The 23,382-nt window shown below is 54.7% G+C and carries 26 protein-coding genes; 12 read left to right on the top strand and 14 right to left on the bottom strand.

Features of this window, described 5'->3' with window-relative positions; translation table 11 throughout:
* Positions 1 to 63: 63 nt before the first annotated feature.
* Complete coding sequence (locus ABJV08_RS03020; protein ID WP_348038674.1) at positions 64 to 972, top strand: aspartyl protease family protein; 909 nt, start codon at positions 64 to 66, stop codon at positions 970 to 972.
* Between the two features lie 104 nt (positions 973 to 1,076).
* Entirely contained in the window at positions 1,077 to 2,051 is a 975-nt protein-coding gene (locus tag ABJV08_RS03015; RefSeq protein ID WP_348038676.1) for a retroviral-like aspartic protease family protein, read from the top strand.
* Between the two features lie 12 nt (positions 2,052 to 2,063).
* On the opposite strand, the gene ABJV08_RS03010 is transcribed toward ABJV08_RS03015, so the two are convergent.
* Together ABJV08_RS03010 and ABJV08_RS03005 are read right to left on the bottom strand one after the other, a co-directional pair.
* On the bottom strand, positions 2,064 to 2,714 hold the full coding sequence (locus tag ABJV08_RS03010; RefSeq protein ID WP_348038678.1) for a glutathione S-transferase: 651 nt from the start codon (positions 2,712 to 2,714) through the stop codon (positions 2,064 to 2,066).
* On the bottom strand, positions 2,711 to 3,649 hold the full coding sequence (locus ABJV08_RS03005; RefSeq protein ID WP_348038679.1) for a rhodanese-related sulfurtransferase: 939 nt from the start codon (positions 3,647 to 3,649) through the stop codon (positions 2,711 to 2,713). Before ABJV08_RS03005 ends, ABJV08_RS03010 begins: the two co-directional genes overlap by 4 nt.
* Positions 3,650 to 3,730: 81 nt before the next feature.
* On the opposite strand from ABJV08_RS03005, the gene pdeM reads away from it, so the two are divergent.
* Complete coding sequence (gene pdeM / locus ABJV08_RS03000) at positions 3,731 to 4,459, top strand: ligase-associated DNA damage response endonuclease PdeM (RefSeq protein ID WP_348038681.1); 729 nt, start codon at positions 3,731 to 3,733, stop codon at positions 4,457 to 4,459.
* A 45-nt stretch (positions 4,460 to 4,504) separates the two neighbouring features.
* Complete coding sequence (locus ABJV08_RS02995) at positions 4,505 to 6,343, top strand: sodium:proton antiporter (protein WP_348038683.1); 1,839 nt, start codon at positions 4,505 to 4,507, stop codon at positions 6,341 to 6,343.
* Here the strand turns inward: ABJV08_RS02995 and ABJV08_RS02990 are convergent, their stop codons facing one another.
* The gene (locus ABJV08_RS02990) at positions 6,344 to 7,033 is read right to left on the bottom strand and encodes a YggS family pyridoxal phosphate-dependent enzyme (protein ID WP_348038685.1); all 690 of its coding nucleotides are present in this window, start codon (positions 7,031 to 7,033) and stop codon (positions 6,344 to 6,346) included.
* A 35-nt stretch (positions 7,034 to 7,068) separates the two neighbouring features.
* Between ABJV08_RS02990 and ABJV08_RS02985 the strand changes: the two genes are divergently transcribed.
* Complete coding sequence (locus tag ABJV08_RS02985) at positions 7,069 to 7,656, top strand: thiamine phosphate synthase (protein WP_348038687.1); 588 nt, start codon at positions 7,069 to 7,071, stop codon at positions 7,654 to 7,656.
* On the opposite strand, the gene ABJV08_RS02980 is transcribed toward ABJV08_RS02985, so the two are convergent.
* Entirely contained in the window at positions 7,653 to 8,396 is a 744-nt protein-coding gene (locus ABJV08_RS02980; RefSeq protein ID WP_348038689.1) for a hypothetical protein, read from the bottom strand. The genes ABJV08_RS02985 and ABJV08_RS02980 overlap by 4 nt on opposite strands.
* A 348-nt stretch (positions 8,397 to 8,744) precedes the next feature.
* Between ABJV08_RS02980 and ABJV08_RS02975 the strand changes: the two genes are divergently transcribed.
* Genes ABJV08_RS02975 through holA form a run of 4 tightly spaced genes read left to right on the top strand, consistent with a single transcriptional unit; the run spans position 8,745 to position 13,298 of the window.
* Entirely contained in the window at positions 8,745 to 9,194 is a 450-nt protein-coding gene (locus ABJV08_RS02975) for a DUF3576 domain-containing protein (protein WP_348038691.1), read from the top strand.
* Positions 9,195 to 9,220: 26 nt separating this feature from the next.
* Entirely contained in the window at positions 9,221 to 11,755 is a 2,535-nt protein-coding gene (leuS, locus tag ABJV08_RS02970) for a leucine--tRNA ligase (RefSeq protein ID WP_348038693.1), read from the top strand.
* Positions 11,752 to 12,273, top strand: coding sequence for an LPS assembly lipoprotein LptE (gene lptE / locus ABJV08_RS02965; RefSeq protein WP_348038695.1), 522 nt, complete (start codon positions 11,752 to 11,754; stop codon positions 12,271 to 12,273). Before leuS ends, lptE begins: the two co-directional genes overlap by 4 nt.
* Positions 12,270 to 13,298 carry a DNA polymerase III subunit delta gene (holA, locus tag ABJV08_RS02960; protein WP_348038697.1) on the top strand — a complete coding sequence of 343 codons (1,029 nt, stop codon included), beginning with the start codon at positions 12,270 to 12,272 and terminating at the stop codon, positions 13,296 to 13,298. Before lptE ends, holA begins: the two co-directional genes overlap by 4 nt.
* Before the next feature lies 1 nt (position 13,299).
* Here the strand turns inward: holA and ABJV08_RS02955 are convergent, their stop codons facing one another.
* Positions 13,300 to 13,845, bottom strand: coding sequence for a DUF4402 domain-containing protein (locus ABJV08_RS02955; protein ID WP_348038699.1), 546 nt, complete (start codon positions 13,843 to 13,845; stop codon positions 13,300 to 13,302).
* A gap of 115 nt (positions 13,846 to 13,960) precedes the next feature.
* Between ABJV08_RS02955 and msrB the strand changes: the two genes are divergently transcribed.
* Together msrB and ABJV08_RS02945 are read left to right on the top strand one after the other, a co-directional pair.
* On the top strand, positions 13,961 to 14,359 hold the full coding sequence (gene msrB / locus ABJV08_RS02950) for a peptide-methionine (R)-S-oxide reductase MsrB (RefSeq protein WP_348038701.1): 399 nt from the start codon (positions 13,961 to 13,963) through the stop codon (positions 14,357 to 14,359).
* Positions 14,360 to 14,445: 86 nt separating this feature from the next.
* On the top strand, positions 14,446 to 16,560 hold the full coding sequence (locus tag ABJV08_RS02945; RefSeq protein WP_348038703.1) for a PBP1A family penicillin-binding protein: 2,115 nt from the start codon (positions 14,446 to 14,448) through the stop codon (positions 16,558 to 16,560).
* 7 nt (positions 16,561 to 16,567) lie between these two features.
* On the opposite strand, the gene ABJV08_RS02940 is transcribed toward ABJV08_RS02945, so the two are convergent.
* The 3 genes from ABJV08_RS02940 to ABJV08_RS02930 are packed head-to-tail and all read right to left on the bottom strand — an operon-like array spanning position 16,568 to position 18,361.
* Positions 16,568 to 17,323, bottom strand: coding sequence for a SprT family zinc-dependent metalloprotease (locus ABJV08_RS02940; RefSeq protein WP_348038705.1), 756 nt, complete (start codon positions 17,321 to 17,323; stop codon positions 16,568 to 16,570).
* A complete protein-coding gene (locus tag ABJV08_RS02935; protein ID WP_348038707.1) occupies positions 17,310 to 17,756 on the bottom strand; it encodes a YcgN family cysteine cluster protein in 447 nt (148 codons plus the stop codon). The genes ABJV08_RS02940 and ABJV08_RS02935 overlap by 14 nt, the downstream gene beginning before the upstream one ends.
* Positions 17,744 to 18,361: an SCO family protein gene (locus ABJV08_RS02930; RefSeq protein WP_348038709.1), complete on the bottom strand. Its 618-nt coding sequence runs from the start codon at positions 18,359 to 18,361 to the stop codon at positions 17,744 to 17,746. The genes ABJV08_RS02935 and ABJV08_RS02930 overlap by 13 nt, the downstream gene beginning before the upstream one ends.
* Before the next feature lie 111 nt (positions 18,362 to 18,472).
* On the opposite strand from ABJV08_RS02930, the gene ABJV08_RS02925 reads away from it, so the two are divergent.
* Positions 18,473 to 19,141: an ankyrin repeat domain-containing protein gene (locus ABJV08_RS02925; protein ID WP_348038711.1), complete on the top strand. Its 669-nt coding sequence runs from the start codon at positions 18,473 to 18,475 to the stop codon at positions 19,139 to 19,141.
* On the opposite strand, the gene ABJV08_RS02920 is transcribed toward ABJV08_RS02925, so the two are convergent.
* From ABJV08_RS02920 to dnaQ, 6 genes are all read right to left on the bottom strand, one after another.
* A complete protein-coding gene (locus ABJV08_RS02920) occupies positions 19,138 to 19,653 on the bottom strand; it encodes an MmcB family DNA repair protein (RefSeq protein WP_348038712.1) in 516 nt (171 codons plus the stop codon). The genes ABJV08_RS02925 and ABJV08_RS02920 overlap by 4 nt on opposite strands.
* An 80-nt stretch (positions 19,654 to 19,733) precedes the next feature.
* Positions 19,734 to 20,441: a cell wall hydrolase gene (locus tag ABJV08_RS02915; RefSeq protein ID WP_348038713.1), complete on the bottom strand. Its 708-nt coding sequence runs from the start codon at positions 20,439 to 20,441 to the stop codon at positions 19,734 to 19,736.
* Positions 20,442 to 20,973: 532 nt separating this feature from the next.
* Complete coding sequence (locus tag ABJV08_RS02910) at positions 20,974 to 21,453, bottom strand: PaaI family thioesterase (RefSeq protein WP_348038715.1); 480 nt, start codon at positions 21,451 to 21,453, stop codon at positions 20,974 to 20,976.
* 9 nt (positions 21,454 to 21,462) lie between these two features.
* Positions 21,463 to 21,930 (bottom strand): PTS sugar transporter subunit IIA, encoded by a 468-nt coding sequence (locus tag ABJV08_RS02905; protein WP_348038717.1) that lies wholly within the window; start codon positions 21,928 to 21,930, stop codon positions 21,463 to 21,465.
* A gap of 128 nt (positions 21,931 to 22,058) precedes the next feature.
* Positions 22,059 to 22,631, bottom strand: a complete 573-nt coding sequence (gene raiA, locus ABJV08_RS02900; protein WP_348038719.1) for a ribosome-associated translation inhibitor RaiA — start codon at positions 22,629 to 22,631, stop codon at positions 22,059 to 22,061.
* 44 nt (positions 22,632 to 22,675) lie between these two features.
* Positions 22,676 to 23,374 (bottom strand): DNA polymerase III subunit epsilon, encoded by a 699-nt coding sequence (gene dnaQ / locus ABJV08_RS02895; protein WP_348038721.1) that lies wholly within the window; start codon positions 23,372 to 23,374, stop codon positions 22,676 to 22,678.
* Positions 23,375 to 23,382 lie beyond the last annotated feature (8 nt).

Raw genomic sequence — 23,382 nt, 5'->3', positions numbered from 1 at the left:
CTTTTGGCCTAGGGTGATCGCATGTCTTGCTCAACACTCTTTTTGCCGATGTGCGCTTCCCTCTTGGCAACACAAGTTACAGCGAGCATTCCGGTAGAGCCCGAGACCGAGGCCATCATTGCCGATGCCCTGCCGGATCAATTTCTTCAGCCCGACGCCGAGCAGATTGCCATAGATCAGGACCGGCTCGAACGGATGACGGTTTCGATCACGATCGAGAATGAAGGCCCTTATGACTTCATCATCGATACCGCTGCCCAACGCACGATCCTGTCCAAGGAAATTGCCGGCGCGCTGGCGCTCGATATCGAAGATGAAGTCAATATTGTCGCACTGGCAGGCACCACCATCGTACAAACCGTCTACGTCCCCAGCCTGACGCTCGGTAAACGCAGCTATGAGAGCCTGATTGCACCCACATTCCGTTCCAAAAATATCGGCGCAGACGGTGTTCTAGGGCTGGATAGCCTGCAAGGCCAACGCATCCTTTTTGATTTTGTTGGCAAGAATATTGCGGTCGAAGATACCAGTGAAAAGAAACGCAGCCGGTCGCGCCGGGAAATCGTCGTCACGGCAAGGCGGCGATCGGGGCAGCTGATCTTCACCAATGCAACCATCGCCGGAATCAAAACCAATGTGATTATTGATACCGGCGGTGAACTGTCCATCGGCAACAAGATTTTGCAAAGACGGTTGCGACTGAAATCATCCGCCATGACGCAGATCAATCTTGTGGACATAACCGGCCAGGCGACGGAAGCCGATTATGGTATTGCGGAAGAACTGCATATCGGTCGAGCACGTTTTGGCGTCATTCCCATTGCCTTTTCTGATATTGCACCGTTCAAGGCATTGAAACTGGACAAGAAACCAGCCCTGTTTCTCGGCATGGATGCGTTACGGAAATTTGACAGGGTGGCAATCGATTTTGCCAATCGGAAAATCTATTTTCTGCTTCCCAAAGATAGCTAGAAAGCGGTTTGTCGAAAGCGAACGGCCGTTTGTGACATAGCTGTTGTAAACAGGAACCTCGAAACTAAGCTTCCGCTGTCCGGAACAACCAGACTGGAGATAATATGTCGGCCCTTTTGACGACCATCACTCCCGCTTTTCTCGCATCCGCATTAGCGATAGCCTATCCCGTTCCACTGGGCCAGCCGGTGACACCCGGTGGCCTCACCAATCCCGAAGGCGAGATTGTCGATCTTGATGAAGACCGCGCGGAACGCATGACCGTCCCGGTCAGCATTGAAGGAAAGGGGCCCTTTTCCTTCGTCATCGACACTGGCGCCGAACGCAGCGTGATCTCCCGGAAAATTGCAGATAATTTGAAACTAGAGGGCGAAGAGCCGGCTGAATTGATGAGCATCGCTGGCACAAGCATGGTCGACATGGTCTATGTGCCCAGCCTGACTCTGGGCCAAAAAAGCTATGAAGGTTTGATTTCACCCGTCCTGGCTGCCCGCCATATCGGGGCCGATGGGATATTGGGTCTTGACGGTTTGCAGGACCAGCGCATTCTCTTCGATTTTGCGGCCAGTCAGATTATCATCGAAGATGCTGAAAAAGCGCGCAACCTGCCCCGCTCCCGAGAAATCGTGGTGACCGCCAAACGGCGATCCGGCCAACTGATTTTCACCGATGCGACTATTTCCGGAATCAAGATCAATGTTATCGTGGATACCGGGGCTCAGATTTCCATAGCCAATAAGGTCTTGCAGAAACGGCTTATGAAACGCGCCCGCGAACTGGGCGATGACAAACTGTTGATCGCCGTCACCGGTGAGACTTTGGGCGTCGAATTTGGAAGAGCACGCGATTTTCGCATTGGCCGGGCCCGCTTCGCGAGTCTTTCCGTTGCCTTTGCCGACGCTCCACCATTTGAACGCTTCGGTCTTGCCGACAAACCAACCTTGTTGATGGGTATGGACGTGTTGCGGAAATTTGATCGGGTCGCGATTGATTTTCCCAAACGGAAGATCCACTTTCTGACTCCCCGAAATGCGCGACTGCACGTCGACGAGCCAAGAAACAGCCGGATCGGAACCTGACGCTCCATTCGTTTATGCAGCAGCTTCCAAACCAAACACCGGCTCTTGATCACCGCTTTTCCATTGTGGATATTTTTGCAGCGTTGTGAGGAACAGCGGGGAAGCAAGATGCTCATCTAGCCATTGTTGCAAAGCTGGCAGCGGCAATTGGTCGAACCAGTCGCGATCATTATTGGCGAACTGGCGAACGAAGGGGAAAATTGCATAGTCGGCCAGACTGGGCTTCGCGCCCATCAACTGTCCCGATGTCTGGATTAGATCATCAAGCTTCTCGAGAAAAACCAAACCCCCAGATCGATGTTCAACCGCATCGACATTTTCGTATCGGCTAGGATATTTATAGCGGTCCAGATGGTCTTTGAACGGGCCGTCTGCTTCCGCGATCAACCTTGCTTCGGCGTCATCGCGTTGCAACCAGAATTGCGGATCATGTCTTTCCAATGCCCAATACATGATTGCCAGGCTTTCATCGATAACATCTCCATCCGGCAATATAAGCACAGGGACCGTGGCTTTGGGAGAGACTGCGATCATTTCCGCCGGTTTGTCGCGCAGCACGACCTCGCGCAGACGGACCGGCGTCTCGCTGACCAGCAGCGCCATCCGGGCGCGCATCGCATAGGGGCAGCGCCGGAAACTATAGAGGACCGGCATTTCGGTCATACGGAACCCAGATGCTGCCGGCCCTGCTCCGCGGCTTTGTCGACTTGGCGTTGGCGTTCGCGATAGCGCGCGCGCTGCTCGTCCGTGCGCTGGTCAATACAATGGGGGCAGGCTTCCCCCGGCACATAATCGGGCGAAGCACGGTCGGCGGCATTCAAAGGCATCCGGCAAGCATAGCATTGGCCATAGTCGGCTTCCTTCAAGCCGTGACCCACCGCGACGCGCTGATCAAACAGAAAACAATCGCCCTGCCAGAGGCTGTCCGTTTCGGGCACATGTTCAAGATATTTCAATATGCCACCCTTGAGATGCTGGACATCATCAAAGCCTTGCGCCTTCACATAGGCCGTCGCCTTTTCGCAACGGATGCCGCCGGTGCAGAACATCGCGATCTTCGGCGTTTTCTCCGAGTCCTGCTGCAATTTTTCCGAAAATGCATCGAACCAAGCGGGAAAGTCACGAAAGGTTTCGGTTTGCGGATTGATCGCACCGTCAAAGCTGCCGATCGCCACTTCATAGGCATTGCGCGTGTCGATCACGATGGTGTCGGGATCGGCGATCAGATTGTTCCAATCCGCCGGATCGACATAGGCGCCCTTTTCCGTGGCCGCATCGACCCCTTCGACGCCCATCGATACAATTTCTTTCTTCAGCCGGACCTTCATCCGGAGAAAGGGTATCTCGCTCGCTTCGGAATATTTAACCTCAAGATCGGCAAAGCGCGGCAACAGTCGCAATCCATTAATCACCGCATCAATGTCATCCGACGCACCGGCAATGGTACCATTGATGCCTTCATTGGCTAAGAGAATCGTGCCTTTGAGATGATGTTCCTCGCACAGGGCGAGCACTTGCAGACGCAGGGCCGCAGGATCATCAACCACAGCAAAATGATAGAGCGCAGCGACTTTTACGGGAGATAGAGTTTCGGTCATGCCAGCGCATATAGGGCGGCTGCACAAGAATTTCCAACCCGGCGACTTGCATAGCGCAATCGTTCATCGCATAGCAGCCACATGGTTCCCCTTCTGTTCGCCAATCATCGTTTCGATATTGTGGCTCCGGCCGCGCTATATTGGCCAGCGAAAGAAGCGCTGCTCGTGGCCGACCTCCATCTTGAAAAAGCAAGCTTCTACGCGCGTCAGGGTCAGATGCTGCCGCCTTATGATAGCCAAGCAACCTTGGCAGAACTGGCCGGACTGGTTCGCGAAACCGGTGCGACCACAATATTCTGCCTCGGTGATAATTATCATGACGGCGACGGCGAAGCGCGGCTGGAAAAGGAAGCGGCAAAGCAACTGATCGCAATGACCACGGCGCTGAAATGGATATGGATCACCGGCAATCATGATCGTGACGTCGCGGGCCTATGGGGCGGAGCGGTGCTGGACGAATGGACCGGAGAAGGGTTAGCGCTGCGCCATGAGGCCAACGCGGACAGCCAGTTACCCGAGATTTCCGGACATTATCATCCCAAAATCCGCGTCCCGGTCCGCGGGCGCCACGTATCGCGCCGCTGTTTCGTCAAAGGCCGCCAGCACCTGATCATGCCAGCCTTTGGCGCTTTGACTGGCGGCATGGCGGCAGATCATCCTGCGATCGAGGCTTGCGTCGGTGGACCGGCAGAGGCGATCATTGGTCTCAAAGAGAAGCCAGTGAGTTTCCCGCTGTCGTTTCAAGACAGGGAGACAGAATCGATCGATCAAAAACAGCTTGCGTTACCGCTCGCCGGTTCAGGAAACTGAGGGAAGTTTTTTGCATAAGTCCAGAAAAACGGCCAAGACCGAATCATGGAAATAATTGATTCTCTCATGGTCAAAATCGCGCTGATCGGCCTGCTTGGTATCGGCGCACAATGGATAGCCTGGCGCACTGGTCGGCCGGCCATCGCTCTCATGCTAATTGTCGGCATTATTGCTGGACCCGTGCTGGGAATCATCGACCCTGAACGCGACTTCGGCGCACTGCAGGAACCGATTATCAAACTGGCGGTGGCCGTTATCCTGTTTGAGGGCGGACTCAGTCTGAACTTCCGGGAATTGCGGCAAGCCGGTGGCGCTGTATCAGCAATGGTGCTGGTTGCCGGCCCCATTGCCTGGGTGCTGGGCACAGGAGCAGCGTATTATGGCGCCGGCCTGTCTTGGGAAATCTCGGCGTTGCTGGGCGGAATCATGATCGTCACCGGGCCGACTGTCATCGGTCCAATGCTCCGGACACTGCGTGTACCGCCGCGCGTTCGCAACGTGCTGAAATGGGAAGGCATTGTGAACGATCCGATCGGCGCACTGCTCGCTGTCGGCATCTATGCCTATATTACCTACGAAGGCCCCAATGCCAATATCGCTGTGATCAGCATGGATGTCCTGGCCGCAAGCTTCATTGCCGGACTGATCGGCGCTGGACTGGGCTTTGCCATCACCTGGCTATTCCCCAGAGGGATGGTACCGGAATATCTCAAAGCACCCTTTCTGTTGGTGACGGTCATCGCGGGCTTTGTCATCGCCGATCTGATCAAGCATGAGACCGGCCTGATCACGGTCACGGTGATGGGCATCGTGATGGCCAATCGGCAAATCTATTCGAGTCAGGCGCTCCATCGTTTCAAGGAGGATTTAGCGGTTCTCCTGATTTCCGGCGTGTTCATCATATTGTCGGCAACGCTCGACTGGGAAACCGTCCAGCAATTCCGGCCGCAATTTGTGATTTTCCTGATCTTGTTGCTGTTTGTCGTCAGGCCTATTTCGGTACTGATCGCTCTGCTGTTCAGTTCTCTGCCGTGGCGCGAACGCTTGTTTATCGCGTGGATCGCACCGCGCGGTATAGTCGCGGTCGCCATTACCGGCTTGTTTGCCATTCGCCTGGTGGATCAAGGATTCCCAGGGGCAGAAGCACTTGTTCCGCTCAGCTTTGCCGTGGTTATTGCGACCATTTTCGCGCACGGATTTTCTGCCTCCTGGGTTGCCGAGCGGCTGGGTATTGCAGAAGGCAAAGGCGAAGGTGTCTTGATCGCCGGGGCCAATCGCTGGTCGATCGCTCTGGGCACAATGCTGAAGTCTCTCGATATTGACGTGTTGATCACCGACAATAGCAAATTTGCGTTACGCAGAGCCCGCAATGAAGGCCTCACCATCCGTCATGGTGACGTGCTCGACGAGGCCCATAATGACAATATCGACATGGGTGAGTTTCAGCATCTGATTGCTGCGACTGACAATGATAGCCAGAATCAGTTGATCACAGCCGATCTAGGCCCTGAAATGGGCTATGAGCAAATCAGCCGCCTAGCCAATGACGGGCAGAGCAAAAGCAGGGTTGGGCACGGCAGATTATTGTTCGAATCCGGAGCGGAGTTCGGTACATTGCTAGATCGTGATCTCGCTGGCTGGCGATTCAGCAAAACCAATATCACCGAGAAATTCACGGCTGACGATTATCGCAAAAATCTGGACGAGGGTGAAGAACCGCTTGCGGTCTTTAAACCAGATCGGCGGCTGCTGTTCTTTGCCACCGACGCCCGGCCAGTCATTGAGGATGGTGATATTGTTGTCAGCTATGTTGCTCCGGACACTCCGGAAGAGCGCAAAGCGGTCCGTGCAGCCAAAGACAGCGAGAAAAACGGCGACAGCTGATTAGGCCGGTAGCGGGGAACGCGGTCCGAACAAGGCCGTGCCAACGCGAATATGGCTGGCGCCCAGCTTGATGGCGGCTTCAAAATCTCCCGACATGCCCATGCTGAGTCCATCAAGCCCGTTGTCCCGAGCCAATTTGGCGAGCAACGCAAAATAGGGCGCCGGATTGGTATCCCCTGGAGGTATCGCCATCAAACCCGCCACCATTATTCCGGCTTCCCGCGCTTGTTCGAGAAGTTGGGGTAGGGCCTCTATATCGCAACCGCCTTTTTGGGATTCTTCCCCGACATTGACCTGAAGAAAACAAGGGATCTGGCGGTCCTGTCGTTGCATTTCCTTGGCCAGCGCCTTGACCAGCGAGAGCCGGTCCAGCGCATGGATATAGTCGAACAGAGCAACCGCTTCGGCGGCCTTGTTGGATTGCAGCTGTCCGATCATATGCAGTTCAACGTCCGGATAGTCCGCCTTCAACCCAGGCCATTTCTCCATCGCCTCTTGGACGCGGTTTTCCCCGAAGATACGATGTCCGGCATCAAGAAGCGGTCGAATCTCATCAGCGCCGCGGGTTTTCGATACGGCGATAAGCGCAACATCGGACGCTTTGCGGGTCGCTATCCGCGCGCCCTTTTCGATCTTGCCAATTACATCGTTCAATGCCTGATCTTCCAAGTTCGTATCTTTCTCAATCATTCTCTTTCGCCGAGCTTCGGTCTATAGGCCTGCTTATGTTGCGAGACCAGCCCTGCGCCGACCTTCCGTGCCCGACAGATTCAACGCTGCCCCGGATATGGTTGTTCACCGACGAACGGAATGATGCTTTTCTACGGCAAGCCATCCTGCGTCTTCCGCGGGGCAGCGGAATCATCTTTCGGCATTATCACTTGCCCGAGGACGCTCGGCGCGCACGATTTGAATTTGTACGAAGCCTGGCGCGCCGTCAGGGGCATAGATTGCTATTGGCCGGATCGCTGGCGCTTGCGAGACGCTGGCGTGCCGATGGGGTCCATGGTCGCGATACGGCTCGGGCCAAAGCGGCAGGCCTTTTAAACAGCGCACCGGTTCACAATGCTCGGGAAATCCACCAGGCCAACCGCAATGGCGCGCATATTTTCTTTCTATCGCCGATATTTGCCACCCAATCCCATCCTGGCCAGCGGCCGATGAACGCCGTGCAGGTCCAGCGCTTGGCGACCTTATGTAATGGGGCAGTTATATATCTCGGGGGAATGAACCCTCGCCGCTATCGCGCGCGCAGAAACCAGCGGTCCCACGGCTGGGCCGCGATTGATGCTTTTTCGAATGGAAATGTTTAGAAGCGGAACTGGGTTCCGACATAGACCGCTTGGCTATCCTGGCGATTGTCGGTCAATGGCGCCATCCGGTCGCGCTCGTTGTTGATCCGCACACCGGCGGTCACATCCAAGTTGCGCGTCAGCGAGTAGCTGCCGCCAACATCAAGCGTATAATCTTTCTGGCTGGCGTCCAATGCGCGCGGCGAAGCGTCGATCGGGGCCGTTGCATCGATCGACATGCGGGTGTTGAAACGGCTCTTCTTGCCAGTGTTTGACTCGGTGGACAGTCTTGCTGCGCCGATTTCCGAAAGGTCTGGCAGGTTGCTGCCCAATTTCTTGACCGGAATAGCAAAGCTCTTCAAGCCTTTGGCAGAACCGAGGCTATAGGAAACCGGTGCGATTTTCGCTGCGGTTGTCACGCCCGAACCGGGCGATGCCGCGAGGATGTTTTCACGAATAGAAACGGCGCCAGCTTCGGACTTCTGTCGTACCACAACAGTGACCGAACGGTCTCCGCCGCGCGTGCTGCCGGAAGGCGTAAACTTGAAACTCGCGTTGCCGCGTAAAGTCTTTAGTTTGAATTTGGCCGCAAGGTCAGGATCGGCACCGGCCACGGTAAAAGAACCGACAGATCCGAGCGTTTTCAGAGATACCATCCCGTCATCGCTGGAAAGTACGCGCGCCAGAGCCGGAGTCATAGCAAGACCGGATATAGCGAATCCCGTCGCTAACCAACCGATATGACTGCCCTTTTTCCTCATGACGAACCTAGAATCCCCTTGATGTGCAATCGATATAACAAAATATGTTCATCAGCACGAGTCAACATATTGTTTTTGTCCGATTTTCCCAAACTAACCGCTTTCTGTTGCAGTTCGGTTACGCTTTTGTCCGGACATTTGTCACTGCCTAGCAGCAGAAAGATGAACGAAACATGATTTTTGGTCATTCAACTGGCGTTCAGTCCGCACGGGACAAGAGCGAAACATGCTCTTGTGCTTGCCCCCTGCGGCAAAGCATTTATAGAGAGCGCTGAAATATATTCATGTCCGGAACAAATCCTGCAAAAAAGATTTCGTATCGGCACAAAATGCAACCAGGAGCGCTTCATGTCCCGCCTCAAAACTTCTCTCTTCTTGCGACCTGCAACCGCTAGCCTGCTGGCCTTGTCCTTGCTTTCTGCCTGCGGTGGCAAGGAACGGCCCCAGGCCGACATGGCTGCGTCACAGGTCACGACCATCGGTGTGAACAGCTATTTGTGGCGTGCTTCGCTTGATGCGCTGGCCTTCATGCCGTTGACCCAGACCGACAGCAATGGCGGCGTTATTCTGACCGACTGGTATGTGAACCCCCAAAATCCAAGCGAGCGGATGAAAATCAATGTCTCGATCCTCGATCAGGATTTGCGCGCTGACGCTTTGCGCGTTGCTGCGTCACGCCAGGTTGCCCGCAATGGCAATTGGGTGGACGCACCGGTCAAGGCCGCAACCACGCAGAAGCTGGAGCAGATCATCCTCACCAAGGCCCGCGACTTGCGGCGCGGTGCGATCACCAACTAATATTTCTTCCATAGCATAGGGCCGCAATGACCGATCAGCGATTCAATCCACTGGCGGCTGACAAACGCTGGCAAGAGCGCTGGGCATCAGCCGGCACTTTCGAGGCAGATGATGCGAGCAGCAAGCCGCGCAGCTACGTGCTCGAGATGTTTCCTTATCCCTCGGGCCGCATCCACATGGGCCATGTCCGCAACTATACCATGGGCGACGTCTTGGCCCGGTTTAGACGCATGCAAGGCTACGAAGTGCTGCACCCCATGGGCTGGGATGCCTTCGGCATGCCAGCGGAAAATGCCGCGATGGAAAAGAAGGTCCATCCCGGAGAGTGGACAAGAGCCAATATCGCATCGATGCGCAGCCAGTTGAAAACGCTCGGCTTTGCCTTTGACTGGAGCCGGGAACTGGCAACCTGCGAACCGGATTATTATGGTCAGGAACAAGCGCTGTTCATCGACCTGTTCGAAGGTGACTTAGTCTATCGCAAGGAATCGGCAGTCAACTGGGATCCGGTCGACATGACCGTGCTCGCCAATGAACAAGTGATCGATGGCAAAGGCTGGCGTTCCGGCGCTCCGGTAGAAAAACGCAAGCTCAGCCAATGGTTTTTGAAAATCACAGATTTTGCCGAGGATTTGCTCGCGGGTCTCGGTGAGCTTAAAGGCTGGCCGGAAAAAGTGCGTCTGATGCAGGAAAACTGGATCGGAAAATCGCAGGGTCTGCAATTTCATTTCGACCTCGCGGAAGCGCAAGGCGATATTGCGAGCGTCGAGGTTTTCTCGACCCGCCCGGATACGATTTTCGGCGCGAGCTTTGTCGCATTGTCGGCCGACCATCCGCTGACTCAGGCACTGGCTAGCCAAAACGCTACGCTCGCGGCCTTTGCCGAAGAATGCAAAGCGGGCGGCACCACTGCCGCCGAACTTGAGACCATGGAGAAAAAGGGCTTTGATACCGGCCTGACCGTCACCCATCCGCTTGATCCAGATTGGCAATTGCCCGTCTATGTCGCCAATTTCGTGTTGATGGATTATGGCACCGGCGCGGTCTTTGGCGTACCCGCCCATGACCAGCGCGATCTCGACTTCGCCCGCAAATATGACCTGCCGGTCAAACGCGTGGTTTCCGATGGTGAGGAAACAAACGCAGATTTCGCAGGCAAGGAAGCCTATACCGGTCCCGGAAAAATCGTGAACAGCGCGTTTCTCGACGGCATGACGGTCGAAGCGGCGCAACAAAATGTAATCGACCGCGCGCAGGCCGAAGGCTGGGGCAAGGCCCAGACCACCTGGCGGCTGCGCGACTGGGGCGTTTCGCGCCAGCGCTATTGGGGCACACCGATTCCGATCATCCATTGCGATGACTGCGGTCCGGTGCCCGTACCCAAAGACCAATTGCCGGTCGTGTTGCCCGAAGATATTGATTTTGAAACGCCCGGCAATCCACTGGAACGGCACGCGACCTGGAAACATGTCGACTGCCCCAAATGCGGCAAGGCGGCGCGGCGCGAGACCGACACGCTCGATACATTTGTCGACAGCAGCTGGTATTTCCTGCGCTTTGCCAGCCAGCCGGACGACCGGCCCTTTGATCCGGACGTGGTCAAACAATGGCTGCCGGTCACGCAATATATCGGCGGCGTCGAACATGCAATCCTGCATCTGCTCTATGCCCGTTTTTGGACGCGCGCTTTGGCAAGCATCGGCAAGCTGGATTTTGCAGAACCGTTCGAGAGTCTGTTCACCCAGGGCATGGTGACACACGAGACCTATAAACATGGCGACGGCAGCTGGCTTTCGCCCGAGGAGGTCGAGAAAAACGGCGCAGACTGGGCCGTGATTTCCGACGGGTCGCCGGTCACCACCGGCCGCATTGAAAAAATGTCGAAGTCGAAGAAAAATGTCGTCGACCCCGATCCGATCATCGAACAATATGGTGCCGATGCGGTGCGCTTCTTCATGCTTTCCGACAGTCCGCCCGAACGCGACCTGCCTTGGTCGGAGGCCGGCATCGAAGGCAGCTGGCGCTTCATGAATCGACTTTGGCGCATGTTCATCAGCGTGACGGATAATGGTGATACACCTTCTGGCGAGGACATAGCGCTCCGCCGCAAGCTTCATCAAACTGTCGCTGGCGTCGCCGAAGATGTGGAAGCCCTGTCGTTCAACAAAGCGGTGGCGAAGATATTCGAACTGGTCAATCTGATCGAGAAATCCCAACCCTCTGCAGACCGGACGCTGGCAATCAAGGCCCTTGCCCGGATCGTTGCGCCGATGGTTCCCCATATTGCCGAAGAAGCATGGGCGTTGTTTGGCGAAAGCGATTTGATCGCCAACGCGCCGTGGCCAGAAGTAGACGAGAGTCTCCTGGTCGAGGATGAAGTGACCATCGCGGTTCAGGTCCGCGGTAAGCTTCGTGATACATTGACCGCTGCAAAGGGTAGCAGCAAAGAACATCTCGAAGAGCTTGCTCTCGCATCCGAGAAAGTGCAGCGTAGTCTGGATGGAGCGGATATAAAGAAGGTGATTGTCGTGCCCGATCGACTGGTCAATATCGTAATATGAGAGATATGATTGCCCGGATCACCATATTGGTGGCATTGTCGGCCTTGCTGGCTGGTTGCAGTTTGCGACCGCTTTATGCGGGTGGAACCAACGGCGTTGTCGCCCAGCAACTCGGCAATATCGAGATTGAACCGATCGCGGGCAAAGCGGGATGGCTCACGCGCAACGCGCTTAAAGATCAGCTTGAGGCCTTTGAGGGACAACAAGCAAAATACCGCCTGATTGTTGCGTTGGAAGACAAGATTGCGGGATTTGGTGTCCGGGGCGATGACCGGATCACGCGAGAGCGCAGAACATTACGCGCCCGATATCAGTTGGTGCGTTTATCCGATTCAGTCGTCATGCTCGACGCCACGGCTGGGTCAGACGCCGGTATCGACGTGGTCTCTTCAGAATATGCGACGATTGCAGCAGAAGATACGGCGCTCGAAAATCTGTCAGTCCGTGTTGCCAATCAAATTGTGACCCGGCTGTCTTTGTTCGCCCGGACCGAGGCCAACGCGTCACCGGAATCATGAAGGCGAAGCCGGAAGACATTGTCAAACGCTTTCAGGCCGCTGCCGATACCTGTAAATTAGTCCTGCTATGCGGTCCCAATGTCACCCGTTGTCAGGCCTTGGTCGAAGAGATGGTTAAGCCACTGTCCCAATCTGCCGAGCGGGTCGATATGACCATCTCCGATATAAGCGACAGTGCCGCCCGGCTGAACGATGAAGCCAATTCGGCCTCTCTGTTCGGGGACAAAAGGTTCATCGTTTTGCGTCTGAACAGCGGCGAAGCCGTCAGAGCGGCAGCAGCCATCGAGAATTTGCTGGCGAGCGAAACTGGCGGCGATCCTGTGTTCGTCATCGCGCCCGGCATGGGCGATAAAACCGCTTTGGCAAAAACCATCACAAGCGCGCCGGATGCATTGATCGCCACCTGTTACGAAACCACGCCCGAGCAAGCAGCGGCAATGATTCTTTCAATGGCCAAGACAGAGGGCCTTCGGCTGAGCCGGGAGATGGCCCAAGAAATCGCCGCGTTGACAAGCAATGATCTGGTGCTGGCGCGCATGGAAGTCGAGAAGATCGCGCTTTATCTCGATGCAACCCAAGAAAATCCGCAAGCGCCGGAAGATGATATTCTGCTCTTGCTCGGCGCCGAGAATGACGAAGAAGACATCAGCCTGCTCATCAATGCCGCTCTCAACGGTGATGCGGCCCGATTGGCACAGGAACTAGCGGCTTCCCGTGCGCAAGGCTTGAACGAGATTGGTCTTATCCGGATCATGCTGCGCCAACTGACAAAGCTCGCGGAATTGCGCGCTAAGGTAGACAAGGGTGGCAACATTGACTCCGTTGCCGGACATCCCAGTATTTTTTTCAAGGATCAGAAACATTATAAGCGGCAGTTACGGATCTGGCGGTCTACGCATCTCGCTAGGCTGATCGAACGGATATTACAGCTGGAGATTAGGATGAAGAGCAGCGGCAAACCAGATCATGTGCTGCTCGAGGACGAGCTGCTTCTTATTGCGCGGAAAGCGGCCAGCGGCCGTTAGATCACTCATAGTCCGCGGTGATTGCAATCCGGCCGCGAAACTGTCCACTGGTATCGCCCTTTACCCGCAATTGACCGCCAAAGGCGAAGGTCAGCCGTCCCGTGCTATCCAGTGTCGCCAGGGCGGGAAGATCGGTTTCCAATTTTTCGAGTTCGGCGATCGACCCATTGGGTGCGCTGAGCAAAATGCGTTCGGGTAGAGACACCCGCACATTGCGGCCCGGCTCGCCCCGCAACCGGCCTTCACCATGCAGCGCCATGCCGCCAAGATTGGTAATGTTGCCGCGGATTTGCTTAGCACCGGACACCGGATCTATGCTGATCACACCGCCGCCATTGCCATGCAGCGCCATGCGGGAGAAATCCAGGTTGGCGGTGATTTCGATCTGCAGCGGAATCTCCGGTTTTCCGGACGCTGCTTTGGCGACCGTTTCGGAATCAGAACTGGCCGCGCACAAACGGCATTGCGCGCGCGATTCTTCTGGCAAAAATGCCAGAAATGCAATCATACTTGCCCCGATCAGCATGGATTTCACGACCAACTTCATAATCGTCAAATCTGCCCGAATAGGCTAAATATCTGGTTAAGAGTGCAGCAAATCCAGAGTGACAGTCTTCACCACTTCCCTTGACCGACTGCCATTGAACGGCCATTTATGAGAAATGGACAAAACAACATTGAGCGATGAAGAGTGGCGGCAACAGCTTTCGCCGGAACAATATCACGTGCTGCGCGAAGCGGGCACCGAGCGCCCGTTCACCGGAGCGCTGAATACCGAATATCGGGACGGCGAATTTTTCTGCGCCGGTTGCGATAGCAAATTGTTTGAATCCGACAGCAAATTCGACAGCGGCTGTGGTTGGCCAAGCTTTTCCACTCCAGCCAATCCGGAAGCGGTCACCGAGCTGGTCGACAACAGCCTCGGGATGCGCAGAGTCGAAATCCGTTGCTCGACTTGCGACGGCCACCTCGGACATGTTTTTCCCGATGGACCAACAGAGACCGGCCTTCGCTATTGCATGAACAGCGCCGCTATGGCCTTCGAACCCAAGGCAGATTGATTTGTCTGGTGCTTCCCTGTTCAGCCTGCAGTAAGGCACAAACACGCTAGAAAATCTAAAATATAGCGGAACATGAGTGAATTGGTATGGCGCGGGGCAAAAAACGTAAAAAGAAACAGGGGCCGGTGCGCAAATGGCTTTGGCGTCTCGTCAAAACGGGATTTGTGGCGGGTCTTCTGGCCACAATAGCTTTGGTCGTTGCCGTGTTGGTGATCCGCTCCTCTCTTCCCGGCTTCGAGGATCTCAAATCCTCTCCCAACGGGCAAATGATCCGGGTGCTGGACGTAAATGGCAAAGAGCTGTTTTCGATGGGGCCAAGCTACGGTGAATGGCTGCAATTTGACGATATACCGGAGGTCATGAAAGCGGCGATGATCGCTGTAGAGGACCGGCGCTATGAAAACCATCCGGGAGTCGACCCCATTGGCATCGCACGATCGGTTCAAGTCAGGATGCAGCGAGGCTATTGGGCACAGGGCGGCTCAACAATCACCCAGCAGTTGGCGCGGAATGTGTTTCTCAACAACAACCGCACCTTTGGCAGAAAAGGTCGCGAGATTCTGCTCGCCCTGGCGATGGAGCGGAAATTCTCCAAAGAACAGATTCTCGAGCTTTATCTAAACAAGGTTTATTATGGCGGCGGCGCTTATGGCATTGATGCTGCTTCCCGGCGGTTCTTCGCCCATAGCGCGCGCGAGCTCGGCCTGGCCGAAGCCGCGATTATCGCTGGACTGGTCAAGGCGCCGTCCCGCTATTCACCCACTGCGGACGCCAAGGCGGCCATCGGCCGCGCCGGCGTGGTTCTGGAAGTGATGCAAGACGCCGGAGCGATCAGCGCAGCAGAGGCGGCGGAAACCAGCCCGGCATCGGTCAAGCTTGCACCCGAACCACGACAGAATAGCGTGCGCTATTTTACCGACTGGGCTTTGCCACAATTGGATCTGCTGATCGATGAAGCGGTTGAACCGATAGAGGTTTGGACGACGCTCGATCTGGATATGCAGCGCGCTGCCACAACCGCCATCCAGTCCCGCGTGCCCGCCGGCGCCCAGGGCGCGCTTGTCGCGATCGATCGCGATGGCGCCGTTCGCGCTATGGTCGGTGGCACGGATTATGTGACATCCAATTATAACAGGGCAACGCAGGCCGTTCGGCAACCCGGTTCCGCCTGGAAAGTCTTTGTCTATATGGCCGCGCTAGAGGCTGGCTATACGCCCAATGACACAGTGACCGACGAACCGATCACCATCGGCAATTGGACCCCCCGCAACAGCGGCGATCGCTATGCCGGAGATATTAATGTCCGCACGGCTTTCGCATTTTCCAAAAATACGGTGGCAGCGGCCATTGGCAATGATATTGGTACCTCAACCATCGCAAATATGGCGCGACGTTTTGGCATCACTACGTCAATCAACACCAACCCTTCGATGGTACTCGGCACCTCGGACGTGCGGGTGCTCGACATGACCCGCGCGTTCGCATCCATCAGCGCAAAGGGTGTCGCCATAACACCATTTGGCATCACCAAAGTGCAAACCATGAAGGGCGATATCCTCTATCAGAGCAAGTTTGACGGCAGCCGCGTGCTCGTCGATCCATGGGTGGCCGCTGGCATAGCCGACCTTATGCAGACGGCGGTCAATACCGGCACCGGACGGGCGGCACAGATCGGTCGTCCCGTTGCCGGCAAGACCGGCACCACGAGCAGCAACAAAGATGGCTGGTTCCTAGGTTTCTCCAGTGGCCTGACCACAGGGGTCTGGATGGGCCGCGACGATGCAAAACCCGTGCGTGGCCTGCAGGGAGGCCGGGCACCGGCTGCCGCTTTCGCGCAATTCATGAAAATTGCTGTGGCCAAACGCAAGGTTGAGAAATTCGATACCGAACTGATCTTGCCGGAATGGCAGTTGGAGCCTGACGAAGAAGAACTTTACGGTGCACCGGAAGACGGTATCTATGTGGACGAAAATGGCATGCCGATCGAAACCGGCGGCGGGATCGAATATGATCTAGAGGATGGCGAGGCTGCCGATGGCCCGCAGCTTGATCAAGATTGGATCGATTCCGTGCTCGGCCGTGGTGCCGACCCGTCGCCGCAAAGGCCCGAAGCGGCTCCGGCACCAAGGCCCAGTCCACAAGCGCCCGAAGGTCAGCCCGAATCGCTGCTTCCCGAAGCCGTTCGGGCGGAATCGCAATAGCGGCGCATCACCCGGCCGCTTGAGATTGTCGTTCCGCTCCAACCATATGCAGACCCCGACCATGGTCCTTGAGCCAACGATCGGCTGTCCGGCGATCTGATTCATAAATCTGATCGAGCAGAGCGTAGAATCTGTGACTATGATCCATATGGGTAAGATGCGCCACTTCATGCGCCACCACCGACCGGCGCACATGGGAGGGTGCCATGACCAGACGCCAACTCAATCGAATAGACTGGTGTCCGGAACAGCTTCCCCAGCGTCGTCGTGCGTCGCCAACCGCCAGCCGGGGCAGATCAGAACCGGCCCGGTCGCAGTAAAATTGCAAATCTTCTGCAAAAATCGTCCGCGCTTGGGCTTTCAGCCAGCGCAGGATCCGGGATTCCACCAATTCTTGGGGGCCACCCAATCGGATTTCTCCTTCGGCAAGTTCAGGGGTTCGGGAGAATTCCGGAGACCAGCGAATGCGCTGCGGTTCACCCAGAAAGGCAATCTGGCCGCCATCGATAATCGGTACTGGCGGGAGGGCTTCGGCAAAGCGAGCGTTGAGCCAATCGGACTTTGACCGGGCAAACCGCAGGGCCTGCTGTTCGGAAGCATAAGTGGGCAACGTCAGGCGAACCACACCTTTCACCGTGTCCGGTGATACAATGATAGACCGGGCTTGTTTCGATCGTCGCAATTCAAGCGGATAGCTTATGCCATCAAGGCTAATCGCCAATGGCTCTGGCCGTGTGGATCTTGTCGACCTAAAGGGGCGCATCGATAATGTGATTTTCGAGCGGCCCGGCTTTTGATTCGGGAATGACCTTCCCGCGAATGGACTGGCCGGCGGCATGGATGGATTCCCGGTCACCAGAGACCAGATAGTGCCACTCCGGCAACGGCAGATCGCGGGCGCGCATTTTATAGGCGCAACTGTCGGGCAGCCATTCAAATTCTTCCAGCTTGCTCCGCGTCAACCGCACACAATCCGGGACGTGAAATTTCCGGTGGCGATAATCGCTACATTGCGCGTCCTTGAGATCGAGCAATTTACAGGCAATGTTGGTCATATAGATCTGACCGTCATCCTCATCTTCTGCTTTCAGCAAACAGCATTTGCCGCACCCGTCGCAGAGAGCTTCCCACTGGGCCCGGTCCAGCGATTCGAGCGGCAATTCCCAGAAGGGCGTTTCGGAAACTAATTTACCCATCGGGCAATTTCGTTGGCAACATCCTGCGGTGTGCCGTCGAACGGCAGCAGCGCCAATGGCTCTCCATCTGGACCGAATAGATAGGCCTGACGGCTATGATCCACGAGATATTCGGTTGATCCTTCATCGTTCCGGATATCATAAATGATCAGATATTTTTTGGCGACGGACGCGATCTCTTCGGCGCTGCCAGTCAGACCGATCAACCGAGGGTGGAAAGCAGAAACATATTGCTTCAAGACAGCTGGCGTATCGCGTTCCGGGTCGACCGATATGAAAATCGGTTGGACTTTCTTGGTCAGCGCCGGATCGACTTTTTCAGCCTGTTTCAACCCCAACATTAGATTGGCGAGGTCAATCGGACATACATCGGGACAATAGCTGTAACCAAAATAGACGATGCGATATTGCCCTTTAAACTCCTCGTCCGAAGTTTTTCCCCCATCCTGATTGGTGAGGGTAAACGTCCCACCGATTTTCGCCCCGGCAAGCGGTGGTTCCGCATTGGCCGAAAGACCTCCATCCGGTGCCGGGTTGCAAGCAGCCATGAGGGCAAGTAGTCCTGCCCCCAGGATCATTTTTGTGAAATTTGCTATATTGTTCATTACCGGGCCAGACATGGTCTGCTACTTGATCAATTTCAACAGATAATTGATAGACAGCAATTGCAGCGGATCTGTACGAAGATCTACCGGTGAAAGAAATGGGGCCAAAACATGTTTAGTAAAAATTCTTCAAGCGCGCCCTGGTCTGGCAAGCTCTTCATTTTGCTTCATTTTGCTTTGATTGCGACCGCAGCCGTATCGATATCCTCTCCAGCGGCGGCCCAATTTTCGGATAGTTATAACTTTTTGAAAGCGGTGAAAGACCGCGATGGCGATGAAGCGACCAAATTTCTCAGCAGACCAGGAACGGTAATCGTCAACACGCGCGACATTTCGTCCGGCCAGACTGGATTGCACATCGTTGTTGCGCGGCGAGACAAGACCTGGCTGGCGTTTCTGCTCCAAAAAGGCGCCAATCCCAATATTGCCGACAAAGAAGGACTAACGCCGCTTATGCTCGCCACACAGCTTCGCTTTGTGGAGGGAATCAAAACCCTGCTAGCCCCGGGAAAAGGGCGCGAACAGACAAAGGTGGATTACCAGAACAAGCAAGGCGAAACGGCTCTTATTCGCGCGGTCCAGCTTCGCGACGCGGAACTGGTGCGTCTGTTTCTCAAGGCCGGCGCTAACCCTGATCGGACCGACACACTCGCGGGATTATCGGCAAGAGATTATGCCGCACGGGATCGTCGCGCCGCTTCCATATTGGCGGAAATTGAAAAATCAGACGCCAATAAAGAGCCAAAAACAGAAGGTCGTTTCTTTGGCCCCGAAGGCTAATTCTCAAAGTCTTGTAGCCCTGAAGACGGGCTGATCCACCCGTCCGAGATGGCTGCACGCTTCATGGCGCGTCGGGCCAGCCGCATGGTTTCTGTCTTGCGCCTTGCCGGGGCAAGCGCATGGGTCGCAGCCGGCCGGACCATTTCCGCATCATAGGCGTCTGCTATGATCAAACCGGTGCGTTCTGGCAGGAAATCTGCCCCGTCTACCGGCGAGGCATCAAAGCCCATCGGCAAGGCCCAGTAAAAGCGGTCACAATAGTCGAGATATTCAGTCCATTTGGCATCGCCCAGCAAATCGCTCCGCGCGACCTTAATCTCGACAATGACAATTTGCCCTTTGGCATCAATGCCCATCAGGTCTGCGCGACGCCGGTTGCGCAAACTAACCTCGGGCAACACCATGATATCGTGTCGCAGAAACATACGGGCCACACCACGAGCGACAGCCTGAGCGCCGGTCAACTCACCGGGAGTCGTCAGCAAGCCAAGAGAATCATCAATCTTTGTCATGATTGATGGCTAGAACATAAAAAGAACAAAATAAAGGCCCCCATGTGGGAGCCTTCACTAAATCAAGCTTGCACGAGGCTCTATCGATAGAAAATATGATTATCTATCGTGGCCATGCGTTTGAGGCGCCAGCCTGGAGAAACATAGCGTGCATGAAAGAACAAGGCACCTTCAACAGGGCTTTTCCAGCCATCATTCATAGCAATTTTGGCAATCGCGACCGCGTTGCGCCACTGCCGATGCCCGGTGTCGATACGCGGCATTTTGCCGCCACGGATGAATGAGAATTGCCGACGCTGATAAACCACGCCGCAAATAGAATTTGGAAAGCGGGAAGATGCAACCCGCGCCAGCACCACGCGAGCAACAGCCAACTGGCCTCTCAACGATTCGCTTTTGGATTCAAAATAGACGGTTCCGGCAAGACATTGCATTTCAGCATTTAAAGAGCCGTTTACAGCTTGCTGGCGCACGAGTTGCTTCAGAGAACTGGCCCCGTCATTCACAAAGCCGACATTTTTTGCTGAACTTTGTTTGGCCTGATCATTGGCAATCTTGTCTGATTTCACCACATCTTCAGGGATTTCAGCGACAACTTCTTGTTGATCAGCAAAAACAACAGATTCATTCGGTTCTTCATCTGCCAAAAGCGCCGGATCGATAATAATCTCCGACTCTGGTGTCTCATCGGTTGCTTCCAACGCGAAGGACACATCGGTGACGGCCAATGCCGCAGCCGTAGTAAGGGCTAGCGACAAGGCGCTAGCAGCTCGAAAAGTTTTGCTCATATACCTATATTTTTATGCGGTGAGACCAGAGCGATTGTGACGTCTTCATCAAAACCACCAAAAATAGAGCCAAAACCAGCCAACGGTCTATTTCTGTTCTCCCCGTCTGCGTGTTTACCGATTGTCATCCCTGACATCTCTAGCGGCAACCTGCGCATCAAAGTTGAGCGCCAAATATGGATATTGGCCATAAAGTCAAGTTTACTGACCCATTTGGACGATGAGCCGTTCCGCATCCGGGATGTCCAGTTCAATTAGCCACATATCGGGATCAAAGCGGAATCTTTGAGCGATATATTCGGATAATTCTTTATTGTTTTCAGTGTCTTGAGGCCATATTTGTTGCCAATTTGGCAGTCCGTCAAAGGACGGCATATTCTCTAAGAGCTTAGGGTTTGCGCCCTTTTCTATACATTGGATAAGGATTGCTCCGGATATCCGGTCGCCTTTTTTTAGAACGGCTCCAAATCCGCCATTTTGGCTAACCAACCGCAAAAGGGACTGAACCTTCATTTCCGCAGAAAGTCGCGGTTCAATCATCCTTTTTATACCCAGGCAGCGAAGCCAGCGGGATATGCGAACGCATGAATGTGCCGGTTCCCCGTGCAATTTCTTCACCATCGCTATCAATCAGTCGCGAATCCGCGACAAAAACCCGCCGTTTGCCGCTGACCCATCGACCTTCTGCAATCACCGGGCCGGATTTTACAGGCTTTGTAAACAGCAGGTTGAAGGCGGTCGTGAGGATGAAACGGTCGGAAACCAGGCTATTGGCCGCGTAGAAAGCCGCATCGTCCAGCATCTTGAAATAAGCGGTGCCATGTACCGCCCCGGCAGCGTGATAATATCGCTCATCAACATCGAAAAATATGCGCGCTATGCCGGCTTCTGCAATTTCCAGACGAGAATTGAAAAGCTGATTGATCGGAGCCTCAACATAGAGTCGTTCCAAAGCACGGAAATGCTCCTGCGCACCATCTGTTGTCGCGTCTCGTGATGGTTTTTCTGTCATATCCAAAATTCAGGCAGCCCGCTGCTCACGCTGCTTGCTCAACAGAGCATAGAGCGAATCATGACCCGCTGCTCCACGGAGTTTGGCCACCATATGGTCGTCCCGCAAGAAGCGCGAAATAGAAGCCAGAGCCTTGAGATGTTCGACTCCTCCTTTTTCAGGGGATAATAGTGCAAAAACCAGATCCACTGGCTTGCCGTCGTGCGCATTGAAATCCAATGGATGGGAGAGTCGCAGAAAAATGCCGACACAATGATCGAGATTGGCCAGTTTTGTATGTGGAATTGCAATCGCGCGTCCAAATCCGGTCGATCCGAGTGCCTCACGAGAGACAAGCCCCGCCTGAACCTCATCCGCATCCAGGCCATAGCATTCCTGACCAATGCGGCCGATCATTCGCAAAATATCGTCTTTGCCGCCGTCAACGGGATAATCCCGGACAGCAGCAAGTTCCAATCGAACAGACAATATCGTCATGATTCATTCCCTTTGTCCGGGCAACACTCAGCCGCTTTGGCAAATTTCCCAGAATTCGGACATCGATGCGCGTTGCACCAGCCATTAGACACGCTGGTCATTCGCCTATTTTCAGCGAAGCGTCTCTATCAATTATGCGGCTCAACCCAACCGATTGTGCCGTCGGAGCGGCGATAAACCATATTATGGGCGCCAGTGCCAGAGTTTTTGAACAATAATGCACTGGTATTGCGCAAATCCATCATCATAACGGCATTTGAAACGCTGGCTTCTGGAATATCGGTGCTGGTCTCAGCAATGATCGGCGGTGCTTCGCCGTGCATTTCACTCTCTTCTTCCTCTTCTACCGATTCAAAAACCCGATAGGCTGCTTCTTCTTGTTTCGCTGCATATTGCGCCTGAACATGGTGGTCATTCAGACGCCGCATATAGCGGCGCAATTGCTTTTCGATCTTGCCAGCGGCTTGTTCAAAAGCCTGGTGGGCATCGCCCGCTTCCGCGTCCGCTTTCAGCATCAGGCCTTGCATCACGTGAGTCGCGATATCGCATTTGAAATGCGCATGAGGTGCTTTGCTGAAGGTGACATTGCTTGAAATGGCCTTGGCAAAATATTTGCTGGCGATCGCGTTCATCCGATCCTCGGCATGGGTTTGCAATGCATCGCCAGTATCAACCTGATGTCCCGAAACACGAATTTCCATGAATATTCTCCTTTTTCTGCACCTTGACGCAAATGGTGGTGCGCTTAAATTTCAGTCCAAAGAGGGTTTTCAATTCCCTCCATAAAAGCCTTGTGCCGCACCAGTTCTTCGGCACTGGGATGATGCTCGCGCGGCGCCATAAACTGTTTGCGTTCTGTTTGCTGTGATGTCGATCGCGCGCTGTCTTGGGAATCTTGTCCCTTTGATTTTTCGGCGAGGCCAAGGCCGATCTGGCGACCGCCGGTCAACTCGATATACAGTTGAGTCAGCAATTCGGCATCAAGCAGCGCACCATGTTTGACCCGGTGGCTACGATCGATGCCATAGCGTGAACATAATGCATCAAGCGACAGTTTAGCGCCGGGGTGTTTGGATTTGGCGATTGCCAAAGTATCGATCATGCGAAACCGGGAAATCGGCTGATAACCGCACAAGACCAATTCGGCATTGAGAAAATTGAAATCGAACTGAGCATTGTGCGCAACGAGATTTGAGTCGTCCAAAAATGCCAAAAGCTCTTCCGCGCCAGCCGCGAACAGTTTTTTGTCGGACAAAAATACGTCGGAAAGGCCGTGCACATTCTCTGCCGCCTTAGGCATCGCCCGCTCTGGGTTATAATAGCAATGGAACGTCTGTCCGGTTTCCACCCGGTCAATCATTTCAATACAGCCGATTTCTACCATCCGGTCACCCTTTTGAGGATCAAAGCCGGTGGTTTCGGTGTCGAAAATTATCTCTCGCATAAGCCCAA

The sequence above is a fragment of the Parasphingorhabdus sp. genome, assembly GCF_039982395.1.
Taxonomy (GTDB): Bacteria; Pseudomonadota; Alphaproteobacteria; order Sphingomonadales; family Sphingomonadaceae; genus Parasphingorhabdus.
Note: the sequence above shows the minus strand (reverse complement) of the source record. Positions and strands in the feature narration are given on the sequence as shown.

Coding starts and splice junctions, on each gene's coding strand:
- ABJV08_RS03015 (WP_348038676.1), top strand. CDS start 1,077: ATGTCGGCCCTTTTGACGACCATCACTCCCGCTTTTCTCGCATCCGCA.
- ABJV08_RS03010 (WP_348038678.1), bottom strand. CDS start 2,714: ATGACCGAAATGCCGGTCCTCTATAGTTTCCGGCGCTGCCCCTATGCG.
- ABJV08_RS03005 (WP_348038679.1), bottom strand. CDS start 3,649: ATGACCGAAACTCTATCTCCCGTAAAAGTCGCTGCGCTCTATCATTTT.
- pdeM (WP_348038681.1), top strand. CDS start 3,731: ATGGTTCCCCTTCTGTTCGCCAATCATCGTTTCGATATTGTGGCTCCG.
- ABJV08_RS02995 (WP_348038683.1), top strand. CDS start 4,505: ATGGAAATAATTGATTCTCTCATGGTCAAAATCGCGCTGATCGGCCTG.
- ABJV08_RS02990 (WP_348038685.1), bottom strand. CDS start 7,033: ATGATTGAGAAAGATACGAACTTGGAAGATCAGGCATTGAACGATGTA.
- ABJV08_RS02985 (WP_348038687.1), top strand. CDS start 7,069: ATGTTGCGAGACCAGCCCTGCGCCGACCTTCCGTGCCCGACAGATTCA.
- ABJV08_RS02980 (WP_348038689.1), bottom strand. CDS start 8,396: ATGAGGAAAAAGGGCAGTCATATCGGTTGGTTAGCGACGGGATTCGCT.
- ABJV08_RS02975 (WP_348038691.1), top strand. CDS start 8,745: ATGTCCCGCCTCAAAACTTCTCTCTTCTTGCGACCTGCAACCGCTAGC.
- leuS (WP_348038693.1), top strand. CDS start 9,221: ATGACCGATCAGCGATTCAATCCACTGGCGGCTGACAAACGCTGGCAA.
- lptE (WP_348038695.1), top strand. CDS start 11,752: ATGAGAGATATGATTGCCCGGATCACCATATTGGTGGCATTGTCGGCC.
- holA (WP_348038697.1), top strand. CDS start 12,270: ATGAAGGCGAAGCCGGAAGACATTGTCAAACGCTTTCAGGCCGCTGCC.
- ABJV08_RS02955 (WP_348038699.1), bottom strand. CDS start 13,845: ATGAAGTTGGTCGTGAAATCCATGCTGATCGGGGCAAGTATGATTGCA.
- msrB (WP_348038701.1), top strand. CDS start 13,961: ATGGACAAAACAACATTGAGCGATGAAGAGTGGCGGCAACAGCTTTCG.
- ABJV08_RS02945 (WP_348038703.1), top strand. CDS start 14,446: ATGGCGCGGGGCAAAAAACGTAAAAAGAAACAGGGGCCGGTGCGCAAA.
- ABJV08_RS02940 (WP_348038705.1), bottom strand. CDS start 17,323: ATGCGCCCCTTTAGGTCGACAAGATCCACACGGCCAGAGCCATTGGCG.
- ABJV08_RS02935 (WP_348038707.1), bottom strand. CDS start 17,756: ATGGGTAAATTAGTTTCCGAAACGCCCTTCTGGGAATTGCCGCTCGAA.
- ABJV08_RS02930 (WP_348038709.1), bottom strand. CDS start 18,361: ATGAACAATATAGCAAATTTCACAAAAATGATCCTGGGGGCAGGACTA.
- ABJV08_RS02925 (WP_348038711.1), top strand. CDS start 18,473: ATGTTTAGTAAAAATTCTTCAAGCGCGCCCTGGTCTGGCAAGCTCTTC.
- ABJV08_RS02920 (WP_348038712.1), bottom strand. CDS start 19,653: ATGACAAAGATTGATGATTCTCTTGGCTTGCTGACGACTCCCGGTGAG.
- ABJV08_RS02915 (WP_348038713.1), bottom strand. CDS start 20,441: ATGAGCAAAACTTTTCGAGCTGCTAGCGCCTTGTCGCTAGCCCTTACT.
- ABJV08_RS02910 (WP_348038715.1), bottom strand. CDS start 21,453: ATGACAGAAAAACCATCACGAGACGCGACAACAGATGGTGCGCAGGAG.
- ABJV08_RS02905 (WP_348038717.1), bottom strand. CDS start 21,930: ATGACGATATTGTCTGTTCGATTGGAACTTGCTGCTGTCCGGGATTAT.
- raiA (WP_348038719.1), bottom strand. CDS start 22,631: ATGGAAATTCGTGTTTCGGGACATCAGGTTGATACTGGCGATGCATTG.
- dnaQ (WP_348038721.1), bottom strand. CDS start 23,374: ATGCGAGAGATAATTTTCGACACCGAAACCACCGGCTTTGATCCTCAA.